Annotated in this window: 17 protein-coding genes, 1 other RNA gene and 1 riboswitch; of the genes, 8 read left to right on the plus strand and 10 right to left on the minus strand. The window is 63.9% G+C overall.

The window, feature by feature from the left end:
• Positions 1-216: 216 nt before the first annotated feature.
• The 3 genes from QP140_RS05285 to QP140_RS05295 form a co-directional block, all read right to left on the minus strand.
• The gene (locus QP140_RS05285; RefSeq protein WP_070758744.1) at positions 217-795 is read right to left on the minus strand and encodes a lipoprotein LpqH; all 579 of its coding nucleotides are present in this window, start codon (positions 793-795) and stop codon (positions 217-219) included.
• 95 nt (positions 796-890) lie between these two features.
• Positions 891-2,195, minus strand: a complete 1,305-nt coding sequence (locus tag QP140_RS05290) for an anaerobic C4-dicarboxylate transporter (RefSeq protein ID WP_284758574.1) — start codon at positions 2,193-2,195, stop codon at positions 891-893.
• A 612-nt stretch (positions 2,196-2,807) separates the two neighbouring features.
• Positions 2,808-5,531, minus strand: a complete 2,724-nt coding sequence (locus QP140_RS05295; protein ID WP_284758575.1) for a Cna B-type domain-containing protein — start codon at positions 5,529-5,531, stop codon at positions 2,808-2,810.
• Positions 5,532-5,794: 263 nt separating this feature from the next.
• Positions 5,795-5,881: riboswitch (SAM riboswitch) on the plus strand.
• 44 nt (positions 5,882-5,925) lie between these two features.
• Here QP140_RS05295 and QP140_RS05300 point away from each other — a divergent pair.
• Complete coding sequence (locus QP140_RS05300; RefSeq protein ID WP_148812729.1) at positions 5,926-6,303, plus strand: hypothetical protein; 378 nt, start codon at positions 5,926-5,928, stop codon at positions 6,301-6,303.
• A gap of 115 nt (positions 6,304-6,418) precedes the next feature.
• On the opposite strand, the gene ssrA is transcribed toward QP140_RS05300, so the two are convergent.
• The 5 genes from ssrA to ftsE all read right to left on the minus strand — a co-directional run bounded on the left by ssrA (position 6,419) and on the right by ftsE (position 10,240).
• Positions 6,419-6,793: a transfer-messenger RNA gene (gene ssrA / locus QP140_RS05305) on the minus strand.
• A 45-nt stretch (positions 6,794-6,838) separates the two neighbouring features.
• Complete coding sequence (locus tag QP140_RS05310; RefSeq protein WP_246821208.1) at positions 6,839-7,792, minus strand: hypothetical protein; 954 nt, start codon at positions 7,790-7,792, stop codon at positions 6,839-6,841.
• Between the two features lie 164 nt (positions 7,793-7,956).
• Positions 7,957-8,493 carry an SsrA-binding protein SmpB gene (gene smpB, locus QP140_RS05315; protein WP_070758748.1) on the minus strand — a complete coding sequence of 179 codons (537 nt, stop codon included), beginning with the start codon at positions 8,491-8,493 and terminating at the stop codon, positions 7,957-7,959.
• Between the two features lie 124 nt (positions 8,494-8,617).
• Positions 8,618-9,520, minus strand: coding sequence for a permease-like cell division protein FtsX (gene ftsX, locus QP140_RS05320; protein WP_070758749.1), 903 nt, complete (start codon positions 9,518-9,520; stop codon positions 8,618-8,620).
• 30 nt (positions 9,521-9,550) lie between these two features.
• Entirely contained in the window at positions 9,551-10,240 is a 690-nt protein-coding gene (gene ftsE, locus QP140_RS05325; protein WP_284758576.1) for a cell division ATP-binding protein FtsE, read from the minus strand.
• Between the two features lie 50 nt (positions 10,241-10,290).
• Here ftsE and QP140_RS05330 point away from each other — a divergent pair, with 50 nt between their 5' ends.
• Positions 10,291-11,973: an AbgT family transporter gene (locus tag QP140_RS05330; RefSeq protein ID WP_442875009.1), complete on the plus strand. Its 1,683-nt coding sequence runs from the start codon at positions 10,291-10,293 to the stop codon at positions 11,971-11,973.
• 427 nt (positions 11,974-12,400) lie between these two features.
• On the plus strand, positions 12,401-15,910 hold the full coding sequence (locus QP140_RS05335) for a proline dehydrogenase family protein (protein ID WP_284758577.1): 3,510 nt from the start codon (positions 12,401-12,403) through the stop codon (positions 15,908-15,910).
• Here QP140_RS05335 and prfB read toward each other — a convergent pair.
• Entirely contained in the window at positions 15,907-17,040 is a 1,134-nt protein-coding gene (prfB, locus tag QP140_RS05340; protein ID WP_070758753.1) for a peptide chain release factor 2, read from the minus strand. The two genes, QP140_RS05335 and prfB, sit on opposite strands and share 4 nt — an antisense overlap.
• Before the next feature lie 39 nt (positions 17,041-17,079).
• Here prfB and QP140_RS05345 point away from each other — a divergent pair, with 39 nt between their 5' ends.
• Together QP140_RS05345 and hisN are read left to right on the plus strand one after the other, a co-directional pair.
• On the plus strand, positions 17,080-17,955 hold the full coding sequence (locus tag QP140_RS05345) for an inositol monophosphatase family protein (protein ID WP_442875010.1): 876 nt from the start codon (positions 17,080-17,082) through the stop codon (positions 17,953-17,955).
• A gap of 23 nt (positions 17,956-17,978) precedes the next feature.
• Positions 17,979-18,800: a histidinol-phosphatase gene (gene hisN / locus QP140_RS05350; protein WP_015381873.1), complete on the plus strand. Its 822-nt coding sequence runs from the start codon at positions 17,979-17,981 to the stop codon at positions 18,798-18,800.
• Positions 18,801-18,901: 101 nt separating this feature from the next.
• Here the strand turns inward: hisN and QP140_RS05355 are convergent, their stop codons facing one another.
• Entirely contained in the window at positions 18,902-20,467 is a 1,566-nt protein-coding gene (locus tag QP140_RS05355; RefSeq protein WP_284758578.1) for an NAD-dependent succinate-semialdehyde dehydrogenase, read from the minus strand.
• Positions 20,468-20,725: 258 nt separating this feature from the next.
• On the opposite strand from QP140_RS05355, the gene pgi reads away from it, so the two are divergent.
• The 3 genes from pgi (at position 20,726) to QP140_RS05370 (ending at position 25,068) form a co-directional block, all read left to right on the plus strand.
• Positions 20,726-22,420 carry a glucose-6-phosphate isomerase gene (pgi, locus tag QP140_RS05360; RefSeq protein ID WP_284758579.1) on the plus strand — a complete coding sequence of 565 codons (1,695 nt, stop codon included), beginning with the start codon at positions 20,726-20,728 and terminating at the stop codon, positions 22,418-22,420.
• A gap of 63 nt (positions 22,421-22,483) precedes the next feature.
• On the plus strand, positions 22,484-23,257 hold the full coding sequence (gene nagB / locus QP140_RS05365) for a glucosamine-6-phosphate deaminase (protein WP_284758580.1): 774 nt from the start codon (positions 22,484-22,486) through the stop codon (positions 23,255-23,257).
• Between the two features lie 257 nt (positions 23,258-23,514).
• A complete protein-coding gene (locus QP140_RS05370; protein ID WP_284758581.1) occupies positions 23,515-25,068 on the plus strand; it encodes a Re/Si-specific NAD(P)(+) transhydrogenase subunit alpha in 1,554 nt (517 codons plus the stop codon).
• The last annotated feature ends 3 nt before the right edge of the window (positions 25,069-25,071 follow it).

A 25,071-nucleotide genomic window follows, 5' to 3' on the forward strand; every position in this document is an offset into this window, starting at 1 on the left:
CCCAACCGAATACCAACACAACATAGGAATCCGGAAAGGGCCCATGAGATAAAAAGGGCCCACCCGGCGACACGCCGAGCAGACACACTTTTTGCTACTTAACCCACAAAAGGTCGGCGCCACCATCACGGTGGGGCCGACCTTTTTGCGTTGCCGACTGCTTCTCCCCTACCTCGCCCTCTACTGAAAGGTGCGCTGCATTGGGGAGGTAATCGACTACTGCTTAGCGTCGAAAGTGACCTTCACGGAAGCGGTGCTCTGCTCGTTGTCGTCCTCGTGGACCTCAGTGCTGACGACGTAGCGATCACCGGTCTTGACGACCTTAGCGTCACGCTCCTGCTGGTCGGAGGTCTCCCACTCCTTGCCGTCGACATTGAGGCTGAGCCCGTCGAGGGTCGGGTTGTCCCCCTCGATGATCTCAACGTCGAGCTCGGTAGCCCCATCGCCAGCCTCGTACTTCAGCTCCTGCTTACCGTCGTCCGTGTCACGCTCAACCTTCACGGGGGCGAACTCGCCGTCAACAGGCTTGCCATCGAGCAGAATCTTCGGCTGGCTCAGGTCAGAGTTCTCATCAGCGGCATCCGTCGTGGCCGTGGACTCGTCCGCCTTCGCGGAATCCACCGCGTCGCCAGCCTTCTCGGTCGCGGAGCTAGCAGCGTCGCCTGCCTGCTCGGTGGCATTGTTGACCGTCTCCTCGCCGGAGTCACCACACGCTGCCACACCCAGCAGTAGAGCCGGGGCGGCAACGGCAGCGGTCAGCGACTTCAGAACATTGCTCTTAGCGGTGTTAGTCATAAATCCACGCTAACAGACTTTTGCCTTTGCCCTCCGAAACCATATCGGGCTCGACAGTGAATCAGGGCGACTTTCCCCTCAGCAATAACGTGGAGCTAGATCAGCAAAGACCCAAAAAGGAATCCGAAAGCCACCGCAAGAACAATATTCACCACACCCGGGATCATGAACGGGTGGTTGAAGACCGCCTTACCCACCCGCGTCGAGCCGGTGTCATCCATCTCGACCGCCGCGAGCAGCGTCGGGTAGGTCGGCAGCACGAAAAGCGCGGACACGGCCGGGAAAGCAGCGATAGCAGCAACCGGGCCAACTCCAAGCGCCAGCGCCGTGGGCATCAGCGCCTTTGCCGTCGCAGCCTGTGAGTACAGCAGGGCCGCCGCGAAGAAGAGAACCACGGCCAGCAGCCACGGCTTGGTGCTGAGGGTCGCCCCGGCAGCATCCGTGATCTCGTCGAGATGAGCATTCACGAAAGTCGTCCCCAACCAGGCCACACCGAGGACACACACGCAGGCGGACATCCCGGAGCGGAAAGTTGCCATCTCCAGAATCCGCCCCGGCTCGACTCGGCAGAACACGGTGATAACCATCGCCGCGGCAAGCATGATCGACATGATCGCCTCGGTGCGCGGCAGGGTCGGGTCGACAATAACCTGCAGGTTATCCGAGATCAGCGCCGCGTAGCTGACCACTGCGACGATGGCGAGTAGGAAGATCAACACCGAAGCCTTAGCGCCCGGCTTCTCGGTGTACTGCACCTTTCCCCGGAATTTCACCAACCCCTTTTCCTTACGCTCCAGGTAGACGGGATCCTCCGAAAGCGGAGTGCCAAGCCAGTTGGCAACAAAGCTGGTGACAATGACCGCGAGGAACGTCGAAGGAATCGCGATCCCAAGCAACGTCAGGTACCCCACCCCCATCGGCTCCAGGATGGAGGCCAGGAACACTACGGCCGCGGAAATCGGGCTGGCGGTGATAGCCATCTGCGAGGCCACGACCGCGATCGACAACGGCCGCGATGGGCGAATCTCGTTTTCCTTGGCGACCTCCGTGACCACCGGCAAAGCGGCGAAGGCGGTGTGCCCGGTGCCCGCGAAAAGCGTCAGGAAATAGGTGACCATCGGAGCGAAGAGCGTAATTCGCTTCGGCTGCTTACGCAGCAGCTTATCGGTCTGCGCGACGAGCCAGTCCATGCCGCCGGCAGCCTGCATCGCAGCGATGGCAGCGATGACGGACATGATGATGCCGATGACGTCGAAGGGAATGTCCTCCCCCGTTACCGGCGCGCCAGCGATCGCCAAGGCGATTACACCGAGGCCACCGGCAGCACCGATCGCGATGGAACCGTACCGCGCGCCGAGCACAATGGCCGCGAGGACGATCAGTAGGTGAACCCAAATCATGGTGGCGTTTCTTTCAGCTCAACGAGGGTTCGGCTTCCACTCGCCCACTAACCGCAGTACCTATGCGGAGCAAAAGGAAGTTCATAGAACGCTATGAATCGCACAACAATGAGATGAAATGCGCCCTCGGGAACCCGAGAATAACACGGAAAATAAATTCCACTAAGCCTCAAAAACAAGACAACCATAATGTGCAACCCGTCACTATATCGATTTTAAGGGAATCTCAATAAGGTTATACGACTCGATAAAACGGGCTATTTTTCCAGCTCAAGCCATGCGGGCAGCTCTATTTTCTCCTAGCTCATCGCAGCTCATCCAAAAAGGAGTTAATCCCAAAAGTGATCTCAATAACAGGCGTGACAAGTCACCATCTAATCGTAAACACGGAAACTTCACGCTTGCTTTAATTTCAGGCAGCTTCTTTTGGGAATACCCCCAGGAACTTCCTCACAGCACCCCAGAGCCCTGAACGGCAATTCCCCCATTCCTCCCCGCTCGGCGGCGCATTAGGTAGCGCTCCCGATGGCGCATACAGCCGTATAGCTGCGCGAGCAGCCCTCCACGCAGGAACGGGCTGGCCCCACTTTTGTGGAGCCAGCCCAAACTTAGTTATCCGCGACGGCGTGCGAGCACCAGGGCTCCCGCGCCAAGTAGAAGCACTCCCGCTCCCACCAGGCCGCTAACCGCGACACCGGTCCGAGCCAGAGGCTTATCCGTGGTCGGCGGCACGGTCGTGGTCTCCGTCGGCGGCACGGTCGTGGTCTCCGTCGGCGGCACGGTCGTGGTCTCCGTCGGCGGCACGTCCGTGGTCTCCGTTGGTGGGACGTCCGTCGTCTCCGTCGGCGGCATGTCCGTGGTCTCCGTTGGTGGGACGTCCGTCGTTTCCGTCGGTGGGACGTCCGTGGTCTCCGTCGGTGGGACGTCCGTGGTCTCCGTCGGTGGCACATCCGTCGTCTCCGTTGGTGGGACGTCCGTCGTCTCCGTTGGAGGTGGCACCTCGGTCGTCTCCGTGGGCGGTGGCACATCCTTCGAGTTCTTCAGCACGAAGCCGCTCTCCGCGTCACCGCTGACAGAGGACTCATAACCAGGGACGTCGACCTCGAGCACCGAGTACTTGATTTCGGTCCGCTGTTCATCCACCGTCTTATATTTCGGCAGCCCCTCGAACTTCCCGTGCCAGCCATCTTCGGCGGTCAGCTCAAGAGTTTTCCCGGTCTCCTCGCCGTCGGCCAGCAGCTGCACGACGATAGCCTCGGGCCGGTCTTCCTCCGCGTCGCCGGACCATTCTTTCCGAACGTCGATCGACGTCGGCGGCTCGTTGCGCAGTGCAACCTCATACGTCCGGGTGGCCTCGTTGAAGGTCACCACAGGGGTGTGGGACATGTAACCATCGACTGCGTGCTCGACGAAGGTCAACGGGATGGTCTCCCCCGTCTTGGCATCGATCAGAGTCTTCGGATCCGGGTAGTTGCTGAGCTCGGCTTCCCAACCATTGGCCTTGTCGAGCTTCACGGTTTCCAGAACCTTGTCCCCGAGCTTGACATCCAAGAAGAGGTCCTCCGGGCGCTCGGTTGGCTCATCATTAACCCAGGTCTTAGCCACTTTGACGGTCCAGGGGTCGGGTTCGCCGAAGGTCAGCTTGCCGTTATTGGCAATACCTGCTCCCGAAATTCCAGTACCCGTCGCGGTGTTTTCAACGATCCGCACCGTTGCGAGGCGCTCCGCAATCGCCTTGGCATCCTCACTTGGCACGGACTTGAAAGCGATATTCTCGGTGACTTCCTTGTTCGACTCGATCGCCGTATTCGGCCCTTCCTCGGAATAGCGCGGAACCTTCCCCTCTTCCGACCAGTTGCTGTGGATGCTGTAGATCGAGCCATCCTGGAACCACTGGCGTGGGCTGCCGCCGAGCATCCGGTCGGTAACCACGACCGAGTGACCTTCCACAGGCTCGCCGAACTTGTGCTTAATGATGCTCGCGAAATCATCGCCCGCACCAGCGTTCTTACCTCCAACCACGTTGGGGGCCACGTTATCGAAGATCGCCACGCCGCGGTTGACGTGCATGACCGTCGAGCCCGTGGGGCAGTTCCACACGCCGCCGCCCTGGGCGCTCACCGGGTGGTTCCCGGCCTGAACCAGGAACCCAGGCTTGATGACGTTGTCGCGGATCAGGCCGTTGTAAATCCTCACCTCGGTCTTGGTGTCGTTATACATCGCCCCGCCGCCCCAGAAGCCGGTCGAGGTATTATCTCTCAAATCCGCAGCGTAGAGGGTGGCCTTGGTGGTTCCCATAAAGGCGATGCCGCCGCCCGACCTCGCAGCAGTATTCGACGTGATCTCGGCCCCGGTGATATCAACCTTGGCGTCCCCTTCCGTGTAGATCGCGCCACCATCACTGGTGGACACGTTCTCCTTAAACGTCGCACCCTGGATCTTCAGCGTGCCACCATGCTGGAATAGGCCACCGCCAAAACCCTTGTAGTCGCCGTTGTTATTGCCTTGGACAAGAACTCCGCCTGACATCGTGACATCGCTATCGATGAAGGCAAGAGCCGCACCCTGCTCCGTCGTGTTCTCTTTCAGGGAGCCGCCGGACATGGCCACCACAGCGCCGTCACCATACACGGCACCACCGCGGCCGTTGTACTTCGGATGACTGACTTTGTTGCCCTGCAGCGTGCCGCCCGTCATCTCGAAGCTCGGTTTTTCGCCATCACGCGCCCACAGGCCAATCACACCGCCATAACGCAGCCCCGAGTTATCGGTGAGCGTCCCGCCCTCGACGCGAACAGTGCCGTTATATGCAGTGATAGGGGCGTATTTTTCCTTTTCCACCCCGGCCGGGTTCAGCTCGCCCGTCTCATCAGCAACGGAGTTCTGCGAAAAATCCGCCGTTCCTCCGATGATCAGCGACCCACCGTCGACGAAGATCACTGGCCCGGTGACCTTAGTATCCCGAATCGCGCCAGCGTTGAAATTCAGGTCACCGGCGACGGCAAACTGCACGCCGCGGAATGTGGGTCCCGCCAGGGTCAGCGATCCCCCCTTTTCCACCGTGATCAACGGGGCACCGGGGCCGTTCAGCTGTCCGCTGCCCGTGAGAGTGAGCGTCCTTCCTTCACGCACCGTCAGCGGTTGCGTGTCCTCCTGCGCTTCGATGTCCGACGCGATTGACAGCTCCGCAGAACCACCCGCATCGAGGGCATCAACCGTGGCAATTATTTCCTCCCACGAGTTGACCTCGGCCGCGTGCCCTACACCCCCCGACAACCCGATGGTGGCCAACAGTGCGACCAGAATTGCTGCCCAAGACCGATGTAGCCGGCCCATTTCTACTCCTCTCAAAAGGAAGCGGCGCTGGTTCGCTCTGTACGGGCCAGGATATTCGCCACTACATTCTTAATGTTTTCACATCTGATACCCAGTGACGAATGGGGCCACCTTGAGCCGCCTACACCTACTACCGACTAACCCCATTCGGGGCTTTTCCACCCGGGCTCGCCTACGTCGAGTCCAATCGTCTCGATCATCGGATATGCGCGAGCGCGAAAACTTTTCACCGAGGGCCAGCCACCGGGCTGCTAACCTGGAGCCATTCATAAAGAGAAGGCGAGAGACAAGCTCGACGACCCTTCAGCAACCTACCGACGTGCAAGGTGCTCCAGCTTGAACGATGAGTCTTCTTTTTATGTTGTTTCCAGCCGATCAACATCAAGGAGAAGACATGCGCGGCGAGATTTTTTACGACAGCGGCGAGCTCAAATATTTCGGTGGTACGACCACCGATCCGCAGACGGGGCACGTCTACCGCAAGGGTTACGGCATCGAATACTACGAGGACGGCACGCCGAAGAAGGTTGGGACGTTCCAGCGCAGGGGGCTGGTCTACGGCTGCGAGTTTTACCCCAATGGCCGGCTCAAATCGGTCGCGACATACAACGACCCGGACGATGGGCAGTACTATGGCCCCTCCTACCCCGTAACCGGAACCTTCTTCGACGAAGAGGGTCAGGTTCTCCACTCCGGGCCATTCACCATCTCCAAGTCTGGAATCGGCTGGCCGCGCGTGGTCAAGCCCGAAGGCTATGGCTCCCTGGATTGAAGGCGGGCCGCCCCCGCAGCGCCGAAATATGAGGCAGGCCCCATCAGAGTATTCACCAATATAACCGCGCAGGAACGGCAAAACCCCTGGTCACTGTGACCAGGGGTAAAGCCAATCGTGGAGCCGGCGGGAATTGAACCCGCGTCCTTCGCGACTTCGCCAGGGCTTCTCCGTGCGCAGTTCGCTGTCATCTCTGCTCGGCTCTCCGGGTCACGCGAACCAGCCCGGACGATGAGCCCAGTCACTCTCAAGTGTCCCATGCAGCTCGAGTGACCTAGCTGCACAGCAAGCCTCTTTAAACGATGCCGGATGCTAAGCCAGAGGCTAGCTTAGGCCGACAGACACGCGGTCGCTGAATTAGGCAGCGAGGGCGTAGTCGCGCTGAGTGTTCTCGGCGCTTAGAAATCGCAGCGACGCTTACGGTGGTCATCTGCCTTCACCGGCACGCTTCCCCTAGCTCAATGCACGAAGTCGAAACCATGTCGGCCCCATACAAGCCTGCTGCGGAAGTTGCGTCTCAGCAGGATGGTTCAGATTACTGCATTTTTCGCTTTTCGTAAAGCGCGTTCAATGCCGTTGCCATCTTTTGCCGCTGCCAGTGCAGCTTTTCCTTCTGCGACCGTCGAGCGTTGCGCACCGCGATGATTCCTACGACGGCTCCCATCACGATGGGCACCCAGAACTTCGGGTGGTCCAGCAGCCAGACGAGCCAGTCTGGCAACTCGGGAAGGCTCGGCAGGCTGGGAAAGTTAATCTCGGGCCATGGGATGGTGGGCCAGTTGATGTCCGGCCACGGAATCTTTGGCCAGCGGATCTCCGGCCAGTCAATATCTGGCAACAGCCCCAGCAGGAACTCAATGACGGCGATGATGGGCGTGAGAATCAGCCCGATCAGCCACACCAAGAACTTGGTCACAACCGGGGCCAGGAGAACGGCCAGGATCGCCCAACCACTCTTACCGAGCCCGCCGAGCAGCGGATAGAGCCAGCGCCGGACAGGCGAAGCCTCCATCTTCGCGGCACGCTTTGCAGCTGGAGTGCCCGCCGGCGGGTCGAAAAAAATAAAAGAATCCTTGGTTTTCACCCCGACCTGGAGGAGGTGCCGGTCGAAAACCGCGGTGTCCAACTTCAGCATCGCGGGAGCCGCGGATACCCCTGGGTCCAGAACATCGGAGAACTCGCCGTCGGCCATCTGTTTGGGGGCTCTCCCCGCCGGCGCCAGCCGGACCTTTCGTTGGCTCAGGCTGCGTTCCCGATAGACGGGCACACCGTGCTGGAGCACGACCACGGGAGGCGCCTCGTATTCGAGAAATGACTGCCACTTCTCGGCGATCTTTCCCCGTACCCCACCATCAGGGCTTCCTTTCTCCCCTTCCGCGAGGGAAGCAGGTCGCTGCGGAGCAGGCCGCGGTGCGGGCAGCTCCCCCACCTCAATCTTTGCCCCACCGTCTGGTGCTTCCAGATCGAAAAAGCCGCCGGAGCTGGCCACCGCGTCAGATTGGGCGTCGTCCTTCGTAGGCAGCGGGAACCCCGGGTCAACGCGCCGGAGCTCGGCCGGCTGACCGACGCAGACCTCAATCAACCCCAGGCTCGGGTGAGTAAGCCGCCAATGTTCCACGGCTGTTCTCCTTTTCGTCCCGACGCCAGCGGCGCCTAGCCCTTCATCCCCTTGATCTTGCGCCCCAGCTCGCGGACCACTTCGCGCTCCTCGGTGCGGCGCTTGATGTCCTGGCGCTTGTCGTAGTCCTGCTTACCGCGGGCCAGGGCCAGCTCGCACTTGAGCTTGCCGTCGACGAAGTACAGCTGCAGCGGAACCAGCGTGTGGTTGCCGTCGCGGACCTTGCCCATCAGCGAGTCGATCTCGCGGCGGTGCAGCAGCAGCTTACGCACGCGACGCGGGGTGTGGTTCCAGTAGTTGCCGCGGGAGTACTCCGGGATGTGAAGCCCCCGCAGCCAGACCTCGCCGGCATCGATGGTGGCATAAGCGTCCACGAGGCTGGCCTTGCCCTCCCGCAGGGCCTTGACCTCCGTGCCGACGAGCACCACGCCGCACTCGTAGGTGTCGAGGATGTGATAGTCGTGGCGGGCCTTGCGGTTGGTGGCAATGACAGCCGGGCCCCCGCCACGTGGTGCGGAGGCCTTCTTCCCCTTCGATTTCCCGGAGTCCACCGGGGTGCTCTTCTTAGCCATGATTGCTCACACGTTACCAGCCGTGCTTCCGGCAAAGCAGTCGAGCCGAGGACGAATGCGCCCAGCTAAGAGGAAGCAGAAGGGCCAGCCGATCCCCCATCAGCCAGCCCCGCCAAACAAAACGCTAGTTCTTGACGTACCAGCGCAGCGTGATCTGCGCGGTGATCGCCGCCACCGCGGCACCGATGATGACGAGGATCGGGGCCATCAGCCAGATATCGGCGGTGGTGATCTTCGCAACCAGGTTGGCCCGGTAGACCGAGTCCAGCGCCTTGTCCACGACCAGCGCCTTGCCGGCGAGCATTCCGCCCACCGCGATGACCGCACCGATCACCGCGCCGATGATGGCCTCCAGCACGAACGGTGCCTGGGTGTACCAACGGGACGCGCCCACCATGCGCATGATGCTGATTTCCTCCCGGCGGGAGTATGCCGCGATCTGCACCATGTTCACGATCAGGAAGATCGCGGCCACCGCCTGCACAGCGGCGACGAAGAACGCCGCGTTACGGATGGAGTCCAGGTTGCGGGTCGCTGCCTGCAGGTCCTCGCCCTGATCGACGACGTCCTGGACGACCGGGTTATCGCGCACCGCGTCGATCGGGGCGGTGTCGGTCGGATCCTCCAGCCGGACGTGGAAGGCCGCCGGGAAGGCGTCCTTGCTGGTCTGCTCAACCAGACGCGGGTCGGAGTCCTGGAATAGTTCCACGAAACGGTCGTAGGACTGCTGCTTATTGCGGAAGGTGACGGACTTGACGGCCTCGTCGCCCTCCAGCTGCTCACGGAGCTTGGCACACTCCGGCTTCGCGCACTCCGGGTCCTCGACCGAGACCTCGTCCTTGAGCTGAACCATGACCTCGATGCGGTCGATATAAATGTCCTTGGTGCGCTCGGTCATCGTGGTCATGAGGAAACCGGTGGCCAGCAGCGCCAGAGAGATCGCGGTGGTGATGATCATCGCGATCGTCATGGTGGCGTTGCGGGTCAGGCCACCGAAGGCCTCGCGGGTGATGAAGTTACTTCGCATAAGTATTTAAACCTTCCTCGTTGCCCCGGCTTAGTGGCCGACGCCGTACATGCCGCGAGCGTCGTCGCGCACGAGCTCACCGTTGTGCAGTTCGATGACGCGCTTGCGCATGGAGTCGACGGCGACGTCGTCGTGGGTGGACATGACGACGGTGGTGCCCTGCTGGTTGATGCGGTTGAGCAGGTTCATGATCTCGGCGGAGGTATCCGGGTCAAGGTTTCCGGTCGGCTCGTCGGCAAGCAGGACGAGCGGGCGGTTGACGGAGGCACGGGCGATAGCGACGCGCTGCTGCTCGCCGCCGGAAAGTTCGTGCGGGAAGCGGTCCTCCTTGCCCTGCAGGCCCACGGTCTCGAGGGCAGCCGGGACCAGCTTCTCGATGTCCGGGCGCTTCTTGCCGATCACCTCGAGGGCGAATGCGACGTTCTCGAAGACCGTCTTCTTCTGGAGCAGACGGAAGTCCTGGAAGACGTAGCCGATGCGCTGGCGCAGCTTCGGGACTTCCTTATCCTTCAGCGCGTTGACATGGAACCCGGCGACATGCAGGTCACCAGAGTCCAGCGCCTCTTCGCGGACCATGAGCTGCAGAAACGTAGACTTTCCGGAACCGGAAGGGCCAATAAGAAAGACAAACTCGCCCTTTTCGATCTCTGCGGAAATATTCTGGAGCGCAGGCCGGGTTGAGGTCCGGTAGCTCTTGGAAACGTTATCGAAAGTGATCACGGCTCTAACCTTAGCGAACCAAAGATGAAACTGTTACAGAAGGGAAGCGTGTGACTGCCGAGAAGACAGCGAACAAGCACAGCGACCAGAAAACCGACCGCAGCGAAGAACACCACGAGGAACACGCGCCTGAGAAGGTTGGCGGTTTCCTCGGCTGGGTGGAGCGCGTCGGCAATAAACTGCCAGAGCCCTTCTGGCTCTTCGTCATCATCGGCGGACTCGTCCTCGTCAGCTCCTGGCTGGGCTCACTGGCCGGGCTGAGCGCGAAGGACCCCGAATCCGGCGAAACCGTCGTCGTGAAGAACCTGCTCTCCGCCGAGGGCTTGTCTTCCATCGTCTCCAACGCGGTCGAAAACTACACCAGCTTCCCGCCGCTCGGGCTCATCATCACCGTCATGCTGGGCGTGGCCATCGCGGAACACTCCGGTCTGATCGCCTCGACGGTGCGCGCGGTGGTGAGCAAGGTGGGCCCGAAGAGCCTCACCTTCGTCGTGGCGCTGGCTGGCGTGACCGGCTCCGTCGCCTCGGACGCCGTCTACGTCATCCTCATCCCCATCGGTGCGATGAGTTTCCGCGCGATGGGGCGCTCCCCCATCGTCGGTGCGATGGTCGCCTTCGCCGCCTCCTCGGCGGGCTTCAACTCCTCGCTGGTCCTCAACATCACGGACGTGCTGCTCGCAGGTATCTCCACCTCGGCCGCCAACATCGCGGACGCCGAGTACGTGGTCTCCCCGCTGGCTAATTACTTCTTCGTCATGGCTTCCGCGGTCGTCCTCGCGCTGATCATCACCGCAGTCACGGAGCTCTATATCAATAAGAAGGCCCTCGAGCTGGTCGACCACGATCGGATCAACTACGAGGAGCTGACCTTCGGCAACGCCGAGCACGTCGACTCCGAGGGCAGCGCAGCCCTCGACAAGGACGCCAAGGACATGACGAAGGACGAGCTGGAGGCAGACCTCGCCCTCAGCGAGAAGGAGGTCCGCGCCCTGAAGTGGACCGGCGTCGCCGCCGTCGTCTTCTTCGCAGCGTACTTCGCCGCCCTGTTTGTCCCCGGCTCCCCGCTGCAGGGCGAGGGTGGCGCGGTCATGGAAAGCCCCCTGATTACGGACGTCGGCGTCCCCATCGCGGTCGGCTTCTTCCTGCTCGGTGTGGTCTACGGCCTGGTCGCAAAGACGCTGACCAAGTGGCACCAGGTCCCGGAGTGGATGGCCCGCGGGCTGAAGACGCTGCTGCCGATGATGGTGCTCTTCTTCGCCGTCGCCCAGTTCCTGGCGTGGTTCACCGAGTCCAACCTGGGCTCCTGGACCGCGATCACCGGCGCGGAGATCCTGCAGAAGGCGGACCTGCCCCCGCTGCTGCTCTTCGCCCTCTTCGTCCTGCTGGTCGCGGGCCTGAACCTGCTGATCACCTCGGGCTCTGCGCAGTGGGCTCTGATGGCCCCGATCGTGGTGCCGATGTTCATGTACCTGGGCTACGCCCCGGAGGTCACCCAGATGCTCTTCCGCATGGGTGATTCGCCGTCGAACATCATCACCCCGATGAGTCCCTACTTCGCGCTGGCGCTGACCTTCCTGCAGCGCTATTACTCGCGCTCGGGCATCGGCACGTTGATGTCGCTCGCGCTGCCTTATGCGACGGCGATGCTCATTGGCTGGTTCCTCTTCTTCGTCGCCTGGTGGCTGCTCGGCATCCCGCTGGGCCCGGGCACCCCAATGGATTACCCGGCCTAAACACTCGGTCCCGCCGGATATCCTTCCGGCGGGGCGCCCCGCACACCGCGCACTCCCCCGCAACTAGGGCGTGCGCGGTTTTTATTTCACTTGATGAAACAATCTCGAAAAGGGCGTAGATTTGGGTCATGTGGAATGATACGGCTTCCCCCGCGGGGTGCAACACCGGGCATATCGCCCGGTACAGCCCCCAGTACCGCGGTGCGCTGAGCCGGGTCACTCAAACCCGGCTGCGCGCGCTGTCCCGCGATCGTCGTCGCCGACCCGGTGACCGCCCGCCCGTTCTCGCTGTCTAAGACCGCCCCTGCCCCGACAGCCGGTCCCCTCCCTCTTGCCCAGCCCGTTCGAGGCCTTCTTTTCGGCTCCCCAAAAACCGCAGTGGAGCCAGGCCACAACGGGAAACCCCTCACATAGAGAGACAGCGACCATGACTTCTCACAAGGAGAACAGCAAGAACACCGAACACCAGGACCTCGCGCCGAACCAGGACATGGAGGGCCTCGTCGACGTCGCCATCGAACAGGCCGATACGTGGCTGGAGGTCAAGGAAACAGCCCCGGCCACGAAGCAGTTGGCCGACATGGTCCACGACCCGCACGGCGTGGAGTTCACCTTCAGCTTCGTCGACCGCGTGGCCCGACCGGAGGACAACAAGGTCGCGGCCGAAGAGTTCGCGAAGATCGCCTCCCCCTTCAAGCGCACCGACCCGGCCCCGGCGTTCCTCGGCCTGATCGACACGATCCTGGTCACGGCAGGCTCCATCGCGGCCCCGATCCTGCCGAACGTCGTGATGCCCATCGCGCGAAAGTACCTGCGCTCCACCGTCGGCCACCTGGTGTTGGACGCCGGTTCCGAGACATTGGACGCGATGCTCGACGATGCCCGGGAGAAGGGATTCACCCTCAACCTGAACCTGCTGGGCGAGGCCGTCCTCGGCGAGGCGGAGGCCAAGCGACGCCTCCAGCAGACCATCGACCTGATCCGGAACCCGAAGGTGGAGTACGTCTCCGTCAAGGCCAGCTCCGTGGTCTCCCAGCTCAACCACTGGGACTTCCGCGGCTCCGTCGATCGGCTGAAGGACCGCCTGCGTCCGCTGTACCGGGAGGCCAAGCGCGCGGGCCAGGAACGGTCCGGCAAGCCCACCTTCGTCAACCTCGACATGGAGGCCTATGAAGACCTCGACCTCACGCTGGAGCTATTCACCGAGCTTTTCGCCGAGGAGGAGTTCCTCGACCTAGAGGTCGGCATTGTGCTGCAGGCCTACCTGCCGGATTCCTTCGACGCACTCCAGCGACTGACTGAATTCGCGAAGCAGCGCGTGGCCCAGGGTGGCGCGAAGATCAAGGTGCGCCTGGTCAAGGGCGCGAACCTCTCGATGGAGCGGGTGGATGCGGAGATGCACAACTGGCCGCAGACCCCTTATCTGACGAAGGCGGAGGTCGACGCCAACTACCTGCGCCTGATCGACTGGGTGCTGAACCCCGAGAACGCAGAGGCCATCCGCATCGGCGTGGCCAGCCACAACGTCTACCACGTAGCACTCGCCCACAAGCTCGCCGAACAGCGGGGCGTGGCCGAGCAGCTGGACATCGAGATGCTGCAGGGCATGGCTCCAGCCCAGGCCAGCGAGGTGCAGAAGAAGACCGGCAACCTGATCCTGTACACGCCCGTCGTCCGCAAGGAGGACTTCGACGTCGCCGTGTCCTATCTGGTCCGCCGCCTGGAGGAAAACGGCGCGAAGCAGAACTTCCTCTACGCGCTGTTCACCCCCGAAGAGGACGACGACACCGGCCTGACGCCGATGGAAAACCAGGAGCAGCGCTTCCGGGACGCCGTCGCCGACCGCTGGGCGACCTATCACGGGCCGCGCCGCACCCAGGACCGCATCCAGGAAGCCAGGGACAAGGTTGGTGCCACGGGCGGCTCCATCCCGGGCAACTTCCTCAACGAGCCGGACACCGACCCCGCTCTGGCGCAGAACCGCGAGTGGGCCCGCAGCCTGCTCACCCCGGAGGCCGACCCGGGCCCGGCACAGTCTCCGCTGGTCACCGACCCGGCGGAGATCGACAAGATCGTGCAGCGTGCCGTTGAGACCCACGAGGGAGCGTGGGGGCAGAAGACCGGCGCGGAGCGTGCCGAGCTGCTGGACAAGGTCGCTGATTCGCTGGCGAACTACCGTGGCCGCCTGATTTCTGCGGCGGCTTTCGAGGCCGATAAGACGATCGCGGAATCCGACCCGGAGATCTCCGAGGCCATCGACATGGCGCACTACTACGCGGAATCCGCTCGCCAGCTGGACCGGCACCGCGGTTCGAACTTCACCCCGTACAAGGTCGTCGTGGTCACCCCGCCGTGGAACTTTCCCGTGGCGATCCCGGTGGGCGGTGTGACGGCCGCGCTGGCTGCTGGCGCCGCCGTGATCCTCAAGCCCGCACCCCAGGTGCTGCGCATCGCCGAGGTCTTCGTCGAGGCCATGCGCGAGGCCGGTGTCGGCGAGGACCTGCTCCAGTTGGTCAACGCCGACGAGGACGAAGCTGGCAAGCGCCTGATCAGCCACCCGGACGTGGAATCCGTGATCCTCACAGGAGCCTCGGAGACCGCGCAGCTGTTCCGCAGCTGGGACCCCCGCAAGGTCCTGAACGCGGAGACCTCCGGCAAGAACGCCATCATCGTCACCCCGGCCGCGGACCCAGACCTGGCCGTGGAGGATATTTACCAGTCCGCCTTCGGCAACGCGGGCCAGAAGTGCTCCGCAGCCTCCCTGATCATCACCGTGGGCTCGATGTCCAAGAACGAGCGCTTCATGAACCAGCTAGTGGATGCCGTGGAGTCCATCAAGGTGGGTCGCGGCACCGACATCTCCACGTACATGAACGGCATCATCGAGGCCCCAGGCGAGAAGCTGGACCGGGCGCTACGCAAGCTCGATAAGGGCGAGAAGTGGCTGGTCAAGCCGAAGCAGCTGGACGAGACCGGCACCCTGTGGAGCCCGGGCATTCGCGATAACGTGCAGCCGGGCAGTTGGTACCACACCAACGAGGCCTTCGGCCCGGTCACGGGCATCATGCATGCCAAGGACCTGGACGAGGCGATCGAGTGGCAGAACTCCACTGGCTTCGCTTTGACCGGTGGCATCCACACCATCGACCGCGACGAGACCGCCTATTGGCGCGAGCGGGTCGAGGTGGGCAATGCCTATGTGGAGCGCGGCATCACCGGTGCGATCGTGCAACGCCAGTCCTTCGGCGGCTGGAAGGGTTCTTCCATCGGCTCCGGGGCGAAGGCCGGCGGCCCGAATTACGTCGCCCAACAGGGCGTGTGGACCGAAGGCAATGTCGAGGAGCTGACCTCAGGGACGGTCGAGCCCCGCATCACCCAGCTGCTGCGAGAGTTCCGCGGGCTCGGCTCCCCGGTTCTGGAGGACGCGGATCACGAGTGGCTCCGCCGGGCGGCGGAGTCCGACGCCCACGCGATGGCCGTCGAGTTCGGCGTCGAGCACGACAAGTCGGCGATGGTCGTGGAGTCCAACGTCTTCCGCTACAAGCCGCTGCTGGAACCGCTGCGCGTCCGCGTTAACGCCGACGCCAAGGCGCGCGACGTCCTGCGCCTCCAGCTGGGGGCGGCGGTCACCGGCACGGAGCTGGATATCTCGGCGTCCGAGGAGGTGGCAGCGCAGTTCGGTGAGCTGGGCAAGAGCTTCCGCATCGCCAGCGACCTGGTGTTCGCCGCGGAGATCTCGAAGGCCGCGAACTCCCGCATCCGTTCCCTGGGCGAGAGCCCAGATGCCTTCTACGAGGCCGCGGTCGACTCGAATTCGAAGATCTTCGACCAGCCGGTGCTACCGGATGGCCACCGCGAGCTGCTGACGATGCTGCTGGAGCAGAACATCGCCACCACCGAGCACCGCTTCGGCTACATCCACGGGCTGACGCCTTAGGCGTTCTCCTCCTGCTGCTGCGCCATGCGCCAGCGGATGCCGGCCTCGATGAGCCCGTCGAGGTCGCCGTCGAGGACCTTCTGCGGGTCCCCGACCTCGTATTCGGTGCGCAGATCCTTGACCATCTGGTACGGGTGCAGCACGTAGGAGCGCATCTGGTTGCCCCAGGAGGCGTTGCCGCCCGCGCCAAGGGCATCCATTTCGGCCTTCTCCTCCTGGCGCTTCTTCTCCAACAGCTTGGCCTGCAGCACGCGCATGGCGGAGGCCTTGTTCTGGATCTGGGACTTCTCGTTCTGGCAGGTCACGACGATGCCGGTCGGGATGTGGGTCAGGCGCACCGCGGAATCCGTAGTGTTCACCGACTGCCCGCCCGGACCGGAGGAGCGGTAGACGTCCACGCGGACGTCCGCATCCGGCACCTCGATGGAGTCCGTCTGCTCCACGACGGGCAGGACCTCCACCTCGGCGAAGCTGGTCTGGCGGCGCCCCTGGTTATCGAAGGGGCTGATGCGCACCAGGCGGTGGGCACCCTGCTCCACGGAGAGCGTGCCGTACATATAGTCACCGTGGATGACGAAGGTCGCGGACTTAATACCCGCCTCCTCCGCGTAGGAAATGTCGTAGATATCCACCTTGTGGCCGTGCTGCTCGGCCCAGCGGGTGTACATGCGCAACAGCATCTCCGCCCAGTCCGCGGCATCCACCCCACCGGCGCCGGAGCGGATGTTGACCAGCGCCTCGCGCTGGTCGTACTCGCCGGAGAGCATCGTGGTGATCTCCAGGGATTCGATGGCGGCCCGCAGCGCCGTGCGCTCCTCCTCCGCCATCGCGGCGGCGTCCTCGGCCGCCGCCGGATCCTCCGCGGCCTCCTCCTCGGCCATGTTGTAGAGCACCGGGAGGTCGTCCAGCCGCTGGCGCAGCTCGCGGATTTTCTTCAGCTTGGCCTGCACACGGGAGAGCTCCGAGGTGACCTGCTGGGCGTGATCCGGATCGTCCCACAGCGAGGGGTCGGCGGCCTGATCCTCCAGCTCGCGGGCCCGCGAGTCCAGCTCGTCGAGGTCCAACACCCGCTCGATGGTAGTCAGGGTGCCTTCCAGGTCTTTCAGATCAGAGCTCACATCCGGTTGCATAGTGCGCAAGTCTACCCGGCAGTGTGCACAATGGGATGTATGGCTAAGGCAAAGAATACGTCCACCTCCACCGGCAACTCCCCGGTGCCAGAGGAGATGCTCAACGCGATCATCAAGACCTTCATCGTCGCGCACGTCGACGACACCGATAACCACCTCGCCCAGGCGCTGGTGTACAACGCCGCCCGCCTGGCGTGGCGGATGCGCGCCTCCGGGCTCGAGACGGAGACGAAGACCTCCATCTCCGACGTCGTCACCGCCGCGGATCGGGCCGCCGAGAAGTTCATCACCGATGCGCTGGAGACGATCCGACCGGAGGACGGCGTCCTCGGCGAGGAAGGCACCCGGCGCGAAGGGACCAGCGGGAGGACCTGGGTGATCGACCCCGTGGACGGGACCTATAACTTCACCACCGGCTCGGACTACTGGTGCTCCGCACTGGCCCTGGTTAAGGGCGACCCGAATGACCCGGAGGAGGTCATCTTCGGCGCCGTGCACCGCCCCGCCATGGGCTACACCTGGTTCGGTGGCCCGGAGATCCCCACCACCCGCGACGCCCAGCCGGTCCCGGAGTTCAAGAACACCCCTGCGGAGCGCACCGTGGTCGGCACCTACCTGCACCCGCCGCTGTTTTCCGTGCCAGAGGTTAGGGACGCCTGGATCGAGGTAACCGGCAACTTCGCGACCGTCCGTATGCTCGGCTCAGCTTCCGTGGACATGGCCGGCGTGGCCTCCGGGGAGCTCGGCTGCTGGATTCAGGACTCCGTGGCGGCCTGGGACTGGCTGCCGGGCCGGGCGCTCGTGGAGGGCGCCGGTGGCGTGGCCGAGCAGATCGAGGCCGCGGGCAAGACCTGGTCGGTGGCCGGCACCGAGTCGGCTGTTGCGAGCGTTAAGACTGCGCTCATCGGCAGTTAGTTTTTGAGGCTAAGATCCAGGGCATGAGCACCACATACTCCGATGACCTGTCGCTTGCCTTCGAGCTGGCCAACGCCGCGGACGAGATCACCATGGCTCGCTTCGAGGCCGAGGATCTCCGCATCGAATCCAAGCCCGACCTCACCCCCGTTTCCGACGCCGACACCGCCGTCGAGCGTCGCCTGCGCGAGATCCTGGCGGATTCCCGCCCGGATGACTTCGTGCTGGGTGAGGAGTTCGGCGGCGAAGCGCACTTCGAGGGCCGCCAGTGGGTCATCGACCCGATCGATGGCACGAAGAACTTCGTCCGCGGCGTGCCCGTGTGGGCCACGCTGATCAGCCTGTTGGAGGACGGCGTGCCGAAGGTGGGTCTGGTCTCCGCACCCGCACTGTGCCGCCGCTGGTGGGCCGCGCCGGGCGCTGGGGCGTGGCGCTCCTTCTCTGTACCGAATACTTTCGACGAGGACTCCACCCCTTCTGCTCAGCCGCGCCGCCTGAGCGTGTCGGGCGTGGGCAAGATCGCGGACGCCAGCCTCTCCATCAGTTCCCTGTCCGGCTGGCAGGATCGCGGCCTGCGGGAGCAGCTGGTGGGACTGAGCGACCAGACCTGGCGCCTGCGTGGATTCGGGGACTTCTGGTCCTACATGATGGTCGCCGAGGGCTCCGTGGATATCGCGGCGGAGCCGGAGGTCAGCCTCTGGGATCTCGCAGCACTCGTCCCGATCGTGGCGGAGGCCGGCGGCACCTTCACGAACGTGGAGGGCGAGCCGGGACCGCACGGTGGTTCCGCGGTGGCCACCAACGGGCTGCTGCACGAGGACGTCATCACCGCGCTGAATAACTAAGCCGCTTGCCCCAACCAGGGCAGACAGAAAGAAAAAGGACGCTACCGCACGTTGCGGTGGCGTCCTTAACTGTTGGGGGGGGAACTCCCCCGGACCGGCCCCTAGTAGGAGACGGTGATGAACTGGGTTTCGAGGTACTCCTCGATGCCCTCGAAGCCGCCCTCGCGGCCGATGCCGGACTGCTTCACCCCACCGAATGGCGCGGCTGGGTCGGAGAGCAGGCCCTTGTTGACGGCCACCATGCCGACCTCCATCTTCTCGGCGAAGGCCATCGTCTCCTGTAGCTTCTCGCCGACGACGTAGCCGGCCAGGCCGAAGTTCGTGGCATTGGCGTTGGCCAGGGCCTCGTCCTCATCGGCGAAGGTCTGGATGGTCATGACGGGTCCGAAGATCTCCTGGTTGGCGATCTCGAAGTCCTGGGTGACCCCGGAGAGGACGGTCGGGGCGTACCAGAAGCCGTTGGTGTCCAGCTCACCAGTGGTCTTGAGCTCCGGGTGCTTCGCCAGGGAGTCCTCGGTCAGCGTGAAGCCGCCGATCTCCACCTTCGCGCCCTGCTCGACGGCCTTTTCGACCATGTCGGCGACCTTATCGCGCTGGTCCGCGCTGACCATTGGGCCTGCGGTGGCGCCACTATCGGTTCCCGCGCCGAGCACGAATTCGCCGATCCGCTTGGTGACCGCTGCGGTGAACTCCTCGGCGAGCGACTCGTGCACCAGGATGCGGTTGGCGGCGATGCAGACCTGCCCTGCGCCTCGCATCTTCGCGTCGATGGCGGCGTTCACGGCCTTGTCCATGTCCGCGTGCTCGAGGACGACGAGCGGGGCGTTGCCACCCAGCTCCAGGGAGGTGCGGATGGTGCCCTCGGCGGCCTTCGCTGCGAGCGCCTGCCCCACCCCGGTGGAGCCGGTGAAGGTGAACTTGCGCAGGCGGTCGTCGTCCAAAATGGCGGAGACATTCGACGCGGTGCTGGTCGGCAGCACCTGGAACACCCCGTCCGGCAGGCCGGCCTGGCGGGAGAGTTCGGCCAGGTAGAGCGCGGTCAGCGGGGTCATCTGCGCGGGCTTGACGATCATGGTGCAGCCCGCGGCCAACGCCGGAGCGAGCTTGCGGGTGATCATCGCCAGCGGGAAATTCCACGGGGTCACCGCCAGAACCGGACCGACCGGCTTCGGGTGGGTGATGATGCGGCTGCCGCCGTCCGGGGACACGCGGTACTCCCCCGCGATGGCCTCAGCGCGGGAGGCGTACCAGCGGAAGAATCCCCCGCCGTAGCCGACCTCGCCCTTGCTGTCCTTCAACGCGCGGCCGAGCTCCAGGGACTGCAGGTAGGCCAGGTCATCGGCATTGTCCTGCACCAGCTGATACAGGGAGCGCAACAGGTCGGCGCGCTCCTGCGGGCTGGTGTTCTCCCAATCGGGCTGCGCCTTCGCAGCGTGATCCATCGCCTCGCGGGCGTCGCCCTCCGTTGCGGACGCCACCCGCACGAACTCCTGGCCGGTCGCGGCGTCGGTAACCCCGAGGGTCTCCCCGTCCGCGCCGTGGCGCCACTGGCCGTTGATAAACAGCCCCGTCGGGACGGTGATCTCCCGCGGTCCGGCGGTGACGGTGGTGAAGAATTCTGGATTCGAGGTGTTCTGTGCTGTGTTGTTTTCTGCCGAAGTAGCCATACCTCCACTGTGCCACTGGGCGTGACCGCCGGCCACCGTGCTTCAGCGCCGGCCGCTGGGCGTGACCGTCGGCCACCGTGCTTCAGCGCTGGTCGCTGGGATCAGACACCGACCACCGCGCGGGTACACAGCCCCACCGGTAGCTATGTCGCGGGGCACGCTGTGGCACTACCGTGCGACCGCCGCCGAGACGACTAGGCTGGGTGACGATACGTCCAAGATTCACCGGCGACGCACCTCCCGAGGAGAACTCAAGCAGTGAGCATCCCACCCAACCCACAGCGGGTGACCAGCACCGCACCGTGGCAGGAACTCCAGGACTATAAGGAAAGCTTCGTCGGCACCACCCTCCGGGAGATCTTCAACCAGGAGGCCACCCGCGTCGAGGACATGACCATCCAGGCAGGCCCCCTGCACATCGACCTGTCGAAGAACCTCGCCGACGCCCGCGTCATGGAGCTACTGGTCCAGCTGGGCGAAGCGATGGGGCTGCCGGAGTACCGCGACGCGATGATGGCCGGGGCTACGGTCAACACCACCGAGAACCGTGCCGCCCTGCACACCGCGCTGCGTGTCCCGGTGGACCAGGATTTCCAGGTCGACGGGGTGGACGTCGCCGCCGACGTCCACGAGGTCCTCGGTCGGATGCGGGACTTCTGCCGCGACCTACGCAGCGGCCGGTGGCTGGGTGTGACTGGGAGGACCATCAAGCAGGTCGTCAACATCGGCATCGGGGGCTCCGACCTGGGCCCCTCCATGGCGGCGGCCGCGCTGCGCCCCTACCGAACCGCGGGCATCGAGCCCTACTTCGTCTCCAACCTGGATCCGGCTGACCTCAGCGCCGCGCTGGATGACCTGGATCCGGAGTCCTGCCTCTTCGTCATCAGCTCGAAGACTTTCAGCACCCAGGAGACCCTGGTCAACGCGCGCGCGGCGAAGCAGTGGCTCCTCACCGAACTGGAGCGTCGCGGCGTAGCAGCGGACACGAGCGCGCAGCGGCAAGCCATCATCGAAAAGCACTTCGTCGCGGTGTCCACCAACCGCGAAGCCGTCACGGAGTTCGGCATCGACCCGGCGAACATGTTCGGCTTCTGGGACTGGGTGGGCGGCCGCTACTCGGTGGATTCCGCCATCGGGCTCACCCTCATGGCCGCGATCGGCCCGCAGGACTTCGACCAATTCCTCGCCGGCCTGCACGACGTGGACGAGCACTTCCGCACCGCCCCGCTGCATGCCAACGCGCCAGCCCTGATGGGTCTGCTCAGCGTGTGGTACCGCGACTTTTTGGGCTCCCAGTCCCACGCGGTGATGCCCTATAGCGAGGACCTCCGCGAATTCCCGGACTACCTGCAACAGCTGACCATGGAGTCGCTGGGCAAGTCCGTGCGCCTGGACGGGTCCAAGGTCGGGGTCCCCACGGGCCCGGTGTACTGGGGCGCACCCGGGACGAATGGCCAGCACGCGTTCTTCCAGCTGCTCCACCAAGGCACGCAGCTCATCCCCTCGGACTTCATCGGATTCTGCAACCCCCACGGCGAGGTCACCACCCAACCCGAGGGCACGAAGATGCACGACATGCTGATGGCAAACTTCTTCGCCCAGACCAGGGTGCTGGCCTTTGGTCGCACCGCTGAAGAGCTGCGCGCCGCGGACACCCCGGAAGAGCTGATCCCCCACAAGGAGATGCCGGGCAACCAGCCCAGCACCACCATCCTGGCGGACATGCTGACCCCGCGTTCCCTGGGCGGGCTGATCGCACTCTACGAGCACATCACCTTCGTGCAATCGGTGATCTGGGGCATCAACGCCTTCGACCAGTGGGGCGTAGAGTTCGGAAAACTCCAGGCCAGCGACCTACTCCCAGCGGTACGGGGCACGGCTGCGGTGGCCGCCGGGGATGGCTCCACCGACGCGCTGATCAGCTTTTACCGGCAGCACCGCAACGAGGGTTAGACTCAATAAACACCATCGGCGCAATGACCTGCGCCGACCGATACTGGAAAGAACCGCCTGCTCATGGACGTTGTGATTCGGCAGACCCCGAAAGAAGTCGCGCAACTCGCGGCCACCATCATGGCCCGGTACGTCTCCGAGGGGAAGAACATCGGGCTGGCCACCGGCTCCACCCCGCTGCTGACCTACCGGGAGCTCATCGCCAAGCACCGCGAGGGCCTGAGCTTCGCGAACACCACGGCCTTCCTGCTGGACGAGTACGTGGGCCTGCCGGAGGATCACGAGCAGTCCTATCACTACACGATCTACAACGAGTTCACGCAGTACGTGGACTTCGCCGACGGCGCGGTGCACACCCCCGATGGGATGAACCCGCGTACCGATGAGGCAGGGCGCGAGTACGAGGCGGCCATCGAGGCTGCCGGGGGCATCGACATCCAGCTCCTCGGCGTGGGAACCAACGGCCATGTGGGCTTCAACGAGCCCGGCAGCTCCTTCGACTCCCTGACCCGTCTGAAGACGCTGCACCCGCAGACACGGCGGGATAACGCCCGCTTCTTCGGTTCGCTCGAGGAGGTGCCGATCCACGTGATCACGCAGGGCCTGGGCACGATCCGCCGCGCCGGGCACCTGTTGCTGCTGGCCACGGGGGAAAACAAGGCCGATGCGGTGGCTCGCCTGGTGGAGGGGCCGGTGTCCGCGATGATGCCGGCCTCCGTGCTTCAGCTGCACCGCCACGCGACGGTCATCGTTGACGAGGCAGCGGCCTCCCAGCTGCAGGAAACCGAGTTTTACCGTTTCGTGGATGCCAACCGCCCGGAGTGGCAGGCATACTGACCCCACTTTGGGGGTAAAACGGCAATTTTATCAACGGGGGCACCCGGGGCATCGGGTGCCCCCGTTGGCATTTTTTCTCCTTTAATTCTTCAAAGCGCGCGACAAGCACTCCGAAAAAGGGATAAATATAGACCCAATGTTTTTCGGGTCGCTTGTGAGAATCACCACTTACTCGCACTGGACGATCACAACGCCACCTCTACGTTGCGATCAGTGCCCGGAACTTTCATCCCCCAGAAGACTGCACAGGAGACAAAGTGCGTATCGGTATTCCGGTTGAGCCGGGTGAGAACCAGCCGCTGGTGGCAGCCACACCAGACACGGTCGGCAAGCTCATCAAGCTCGGCTATGACGTTGAAGTACAGGCTGGTGCCGGCGAAGACGCCGCCTACCCTGACGCCCTCTACCGCGAGGCCGGCGCGAGCATCGTAGGCGAGGAGGTCTGGGAGGCGGACATCGTCACCACGCTCGACACCCCACCCAAGGCCAAGCGCGACCTCATGCGCTCCGGGGCCACCCTGATCTGCCGCATGGCTCCAGGCCGCAACGAAGAGCTCATCAACGAGCTCGCCAACCGTGGCATCACCGGGCTCGCGATGGACGCTGTGCCGCGCATTTCCCGCGCACAGTCCATGGACGTGCTCTCCTCCATGGCGAACATCGCCGGCTACCGCGCGGTCATCGAGGCCGCCAATGCCTTCGGTCGACTGTTCACCGGCCAGGTCACCGCCGCCGGTAAGGTGCCGCCGGCAAAGGTCTACGTCATCGGCGCTGGTGTCGCTGGCCTGGCCGCGATCGGTACCGCCAACTCCATGGGCGCGGTCGTCAAGGCCACCGACCTGCGCGTCGAGGCGGGCGAACAGGTCGAGTCCATGGGTGCGGAGTTCGTCGCCATCCAGGAGGAGGCCGAGAAGTCCGAGGACGGCTACGCCAAGGAGATGACCCAGGACCAGGCGGAACTCGCTGCGAAGATCTACTCCCAGCAGTCCGCCGAGGCCGACATCGTCATCACCACCGCCAACATCCCGGGCCGCACCTCCCCGGTGCCGCTCACCGAAGAGGATGTCGCCAACATGCGCCCGGGCAGCGTCGTCGTCGACCTGGCAGCAGCCAACGGCGGTAACTGCGCCCTGACGAAGCCGGGCGAGGTTGTCGTCACTGACAACGGCGTCACCCTCATCGGCTACACCGACCTGGCAGGCCGCCTGCCAGGCCAGGCCTCCCAGCTGTTCGGACAGAACATCGTCAACCTGTTCAAGCTGATCACCCCGGAGAAGGACGGCCAGCGCGTGCTGGACCTGGATGACGAGATCATCCGCACCATCGCCGTCACTCTCAACGACGGCCAGGAGACCTCCATCCTCTGGCCGCCACCACCGGTGAGCGTGTCCGTCACCCCGCAGCAGCAGCCCGCGCAGGACGCGCAGGCCGCCGAGGAGCCGGAGAAGCAAGCCTTCATGGGCGGCCCCTTCGCCAAGATCGGTCTGGCCATCGCCATCCTGTTGGGTGCCGCAATCGTTCTGGTCAGCCCACTGGGAATGAGCGGCAACTTCGTCGTCCTGACTCTGGCCATCGTGCTTGGCTTCTACGTGATCTCCGCGGTCACCCCGACCCTGCACACCCCGTTGATGTCCGAGACGAACGCGATTTCAGGAATCGTCCTGGTCGGCGCGATCTTGCAGGTCAACAGCCCCAATATCATCGTTACGGTCCTCGCGTTCCTGGCGATCGTCGTGTCCTCCGTCAACGTGTTCGGTGGCTTCGCCATCACAGACCGCATGCTCGGCATGTTCGTTAAGGAGGATGCATAAATC

The organism is Corynebacterium sp. UMB9976, from assembly GCF_030212265.1.
In the GTDB taxonomy this organism is placed as follows: domain Bacteria; phylum Actinomycetota; class Actinomycetes; order Mycobacteriales; family Mycobacteriaceae; genus Corynebacterium.

Coding starts and splice junctions, on each gene's coding strand:
- hisN (WP_015381873.1), top strand. CDS start 17,979: ATGAGCACCACATACTCCGATGACCTGTCGCTTGCCTTCGAGCTGGCC.
- QP140_RS05300 (WP_148812729.1), top strand. CDS start 5,926: ATGCGCGGCGAGATTTTTTACGACAGCGGCGAGCTCAAATATTTCGGT.
- QP140_RS05345 (WP_442875010.1), top strand. CDS start 17,080: ATGGCTAAGGCAAAGAATACGTCCACCTCCACCGGCAACTCCCCGGTG.
- QP140_RS05335 (WP_284758577.1), top strand. CDS start 12,401: ATGACTTCTCACAAGGAGAACAGCAAGAACACCGAACACCAGGACCTC.
- QP140_RS05290 (WP_284758574.1), bottom strand. CDS start 2,195: ATGATTTGGGTTCACCTACTGATCGTCCTCGCGGCCATTGTGCTCGGC.
- QP140_RS05295 (WP_284758575.1), bottom strand. CDS start 5,531: ATGGGCCGGCTACATCGGTCTTGGGCAGCAATTCTGGTCGCACTGTTG.
- nagB (WP_284758580.1), top strand. CDS start 22,484: ATGGACGTTGTGATTCGGCAGACCCCGAAAGAAGTCGCGCAACTCGCG.
- QP140_RS05285 (WP_070758744.1), bottom strand. CDS start 795: ATGACTAACACCGCTAAGAGCAATGTTCTGAAGTCGCTGACCGCTGCC.
- ftsX (WP_070758749.1), bottom strand. CDS start 9,520: ATGCGAAGTAACTTCATCACCCGCGAGGCCTTCGGTGGCCTGACCCGC.
- smpB (WP_070758748.1), bottom strand. CDS start 8,493: ATGGCTAAGAAGAGCACCCCGGTGGACTCCGGGAAATCGAAGGGGAAG.
- QP140_RS05355 (WP_284758578.1), bottom strand. CDS start 20,467: ATGGCTACTTCGGCAGAAAACAACACAGCACAGAACACCTCGAATCCA.
- prfB (WP_070758753.1), bottom strand. CDS start 17,040: ATGCAACCGGATGTGAGCTCTGATCTGAAAGACCTGGAAGGCACCCTG.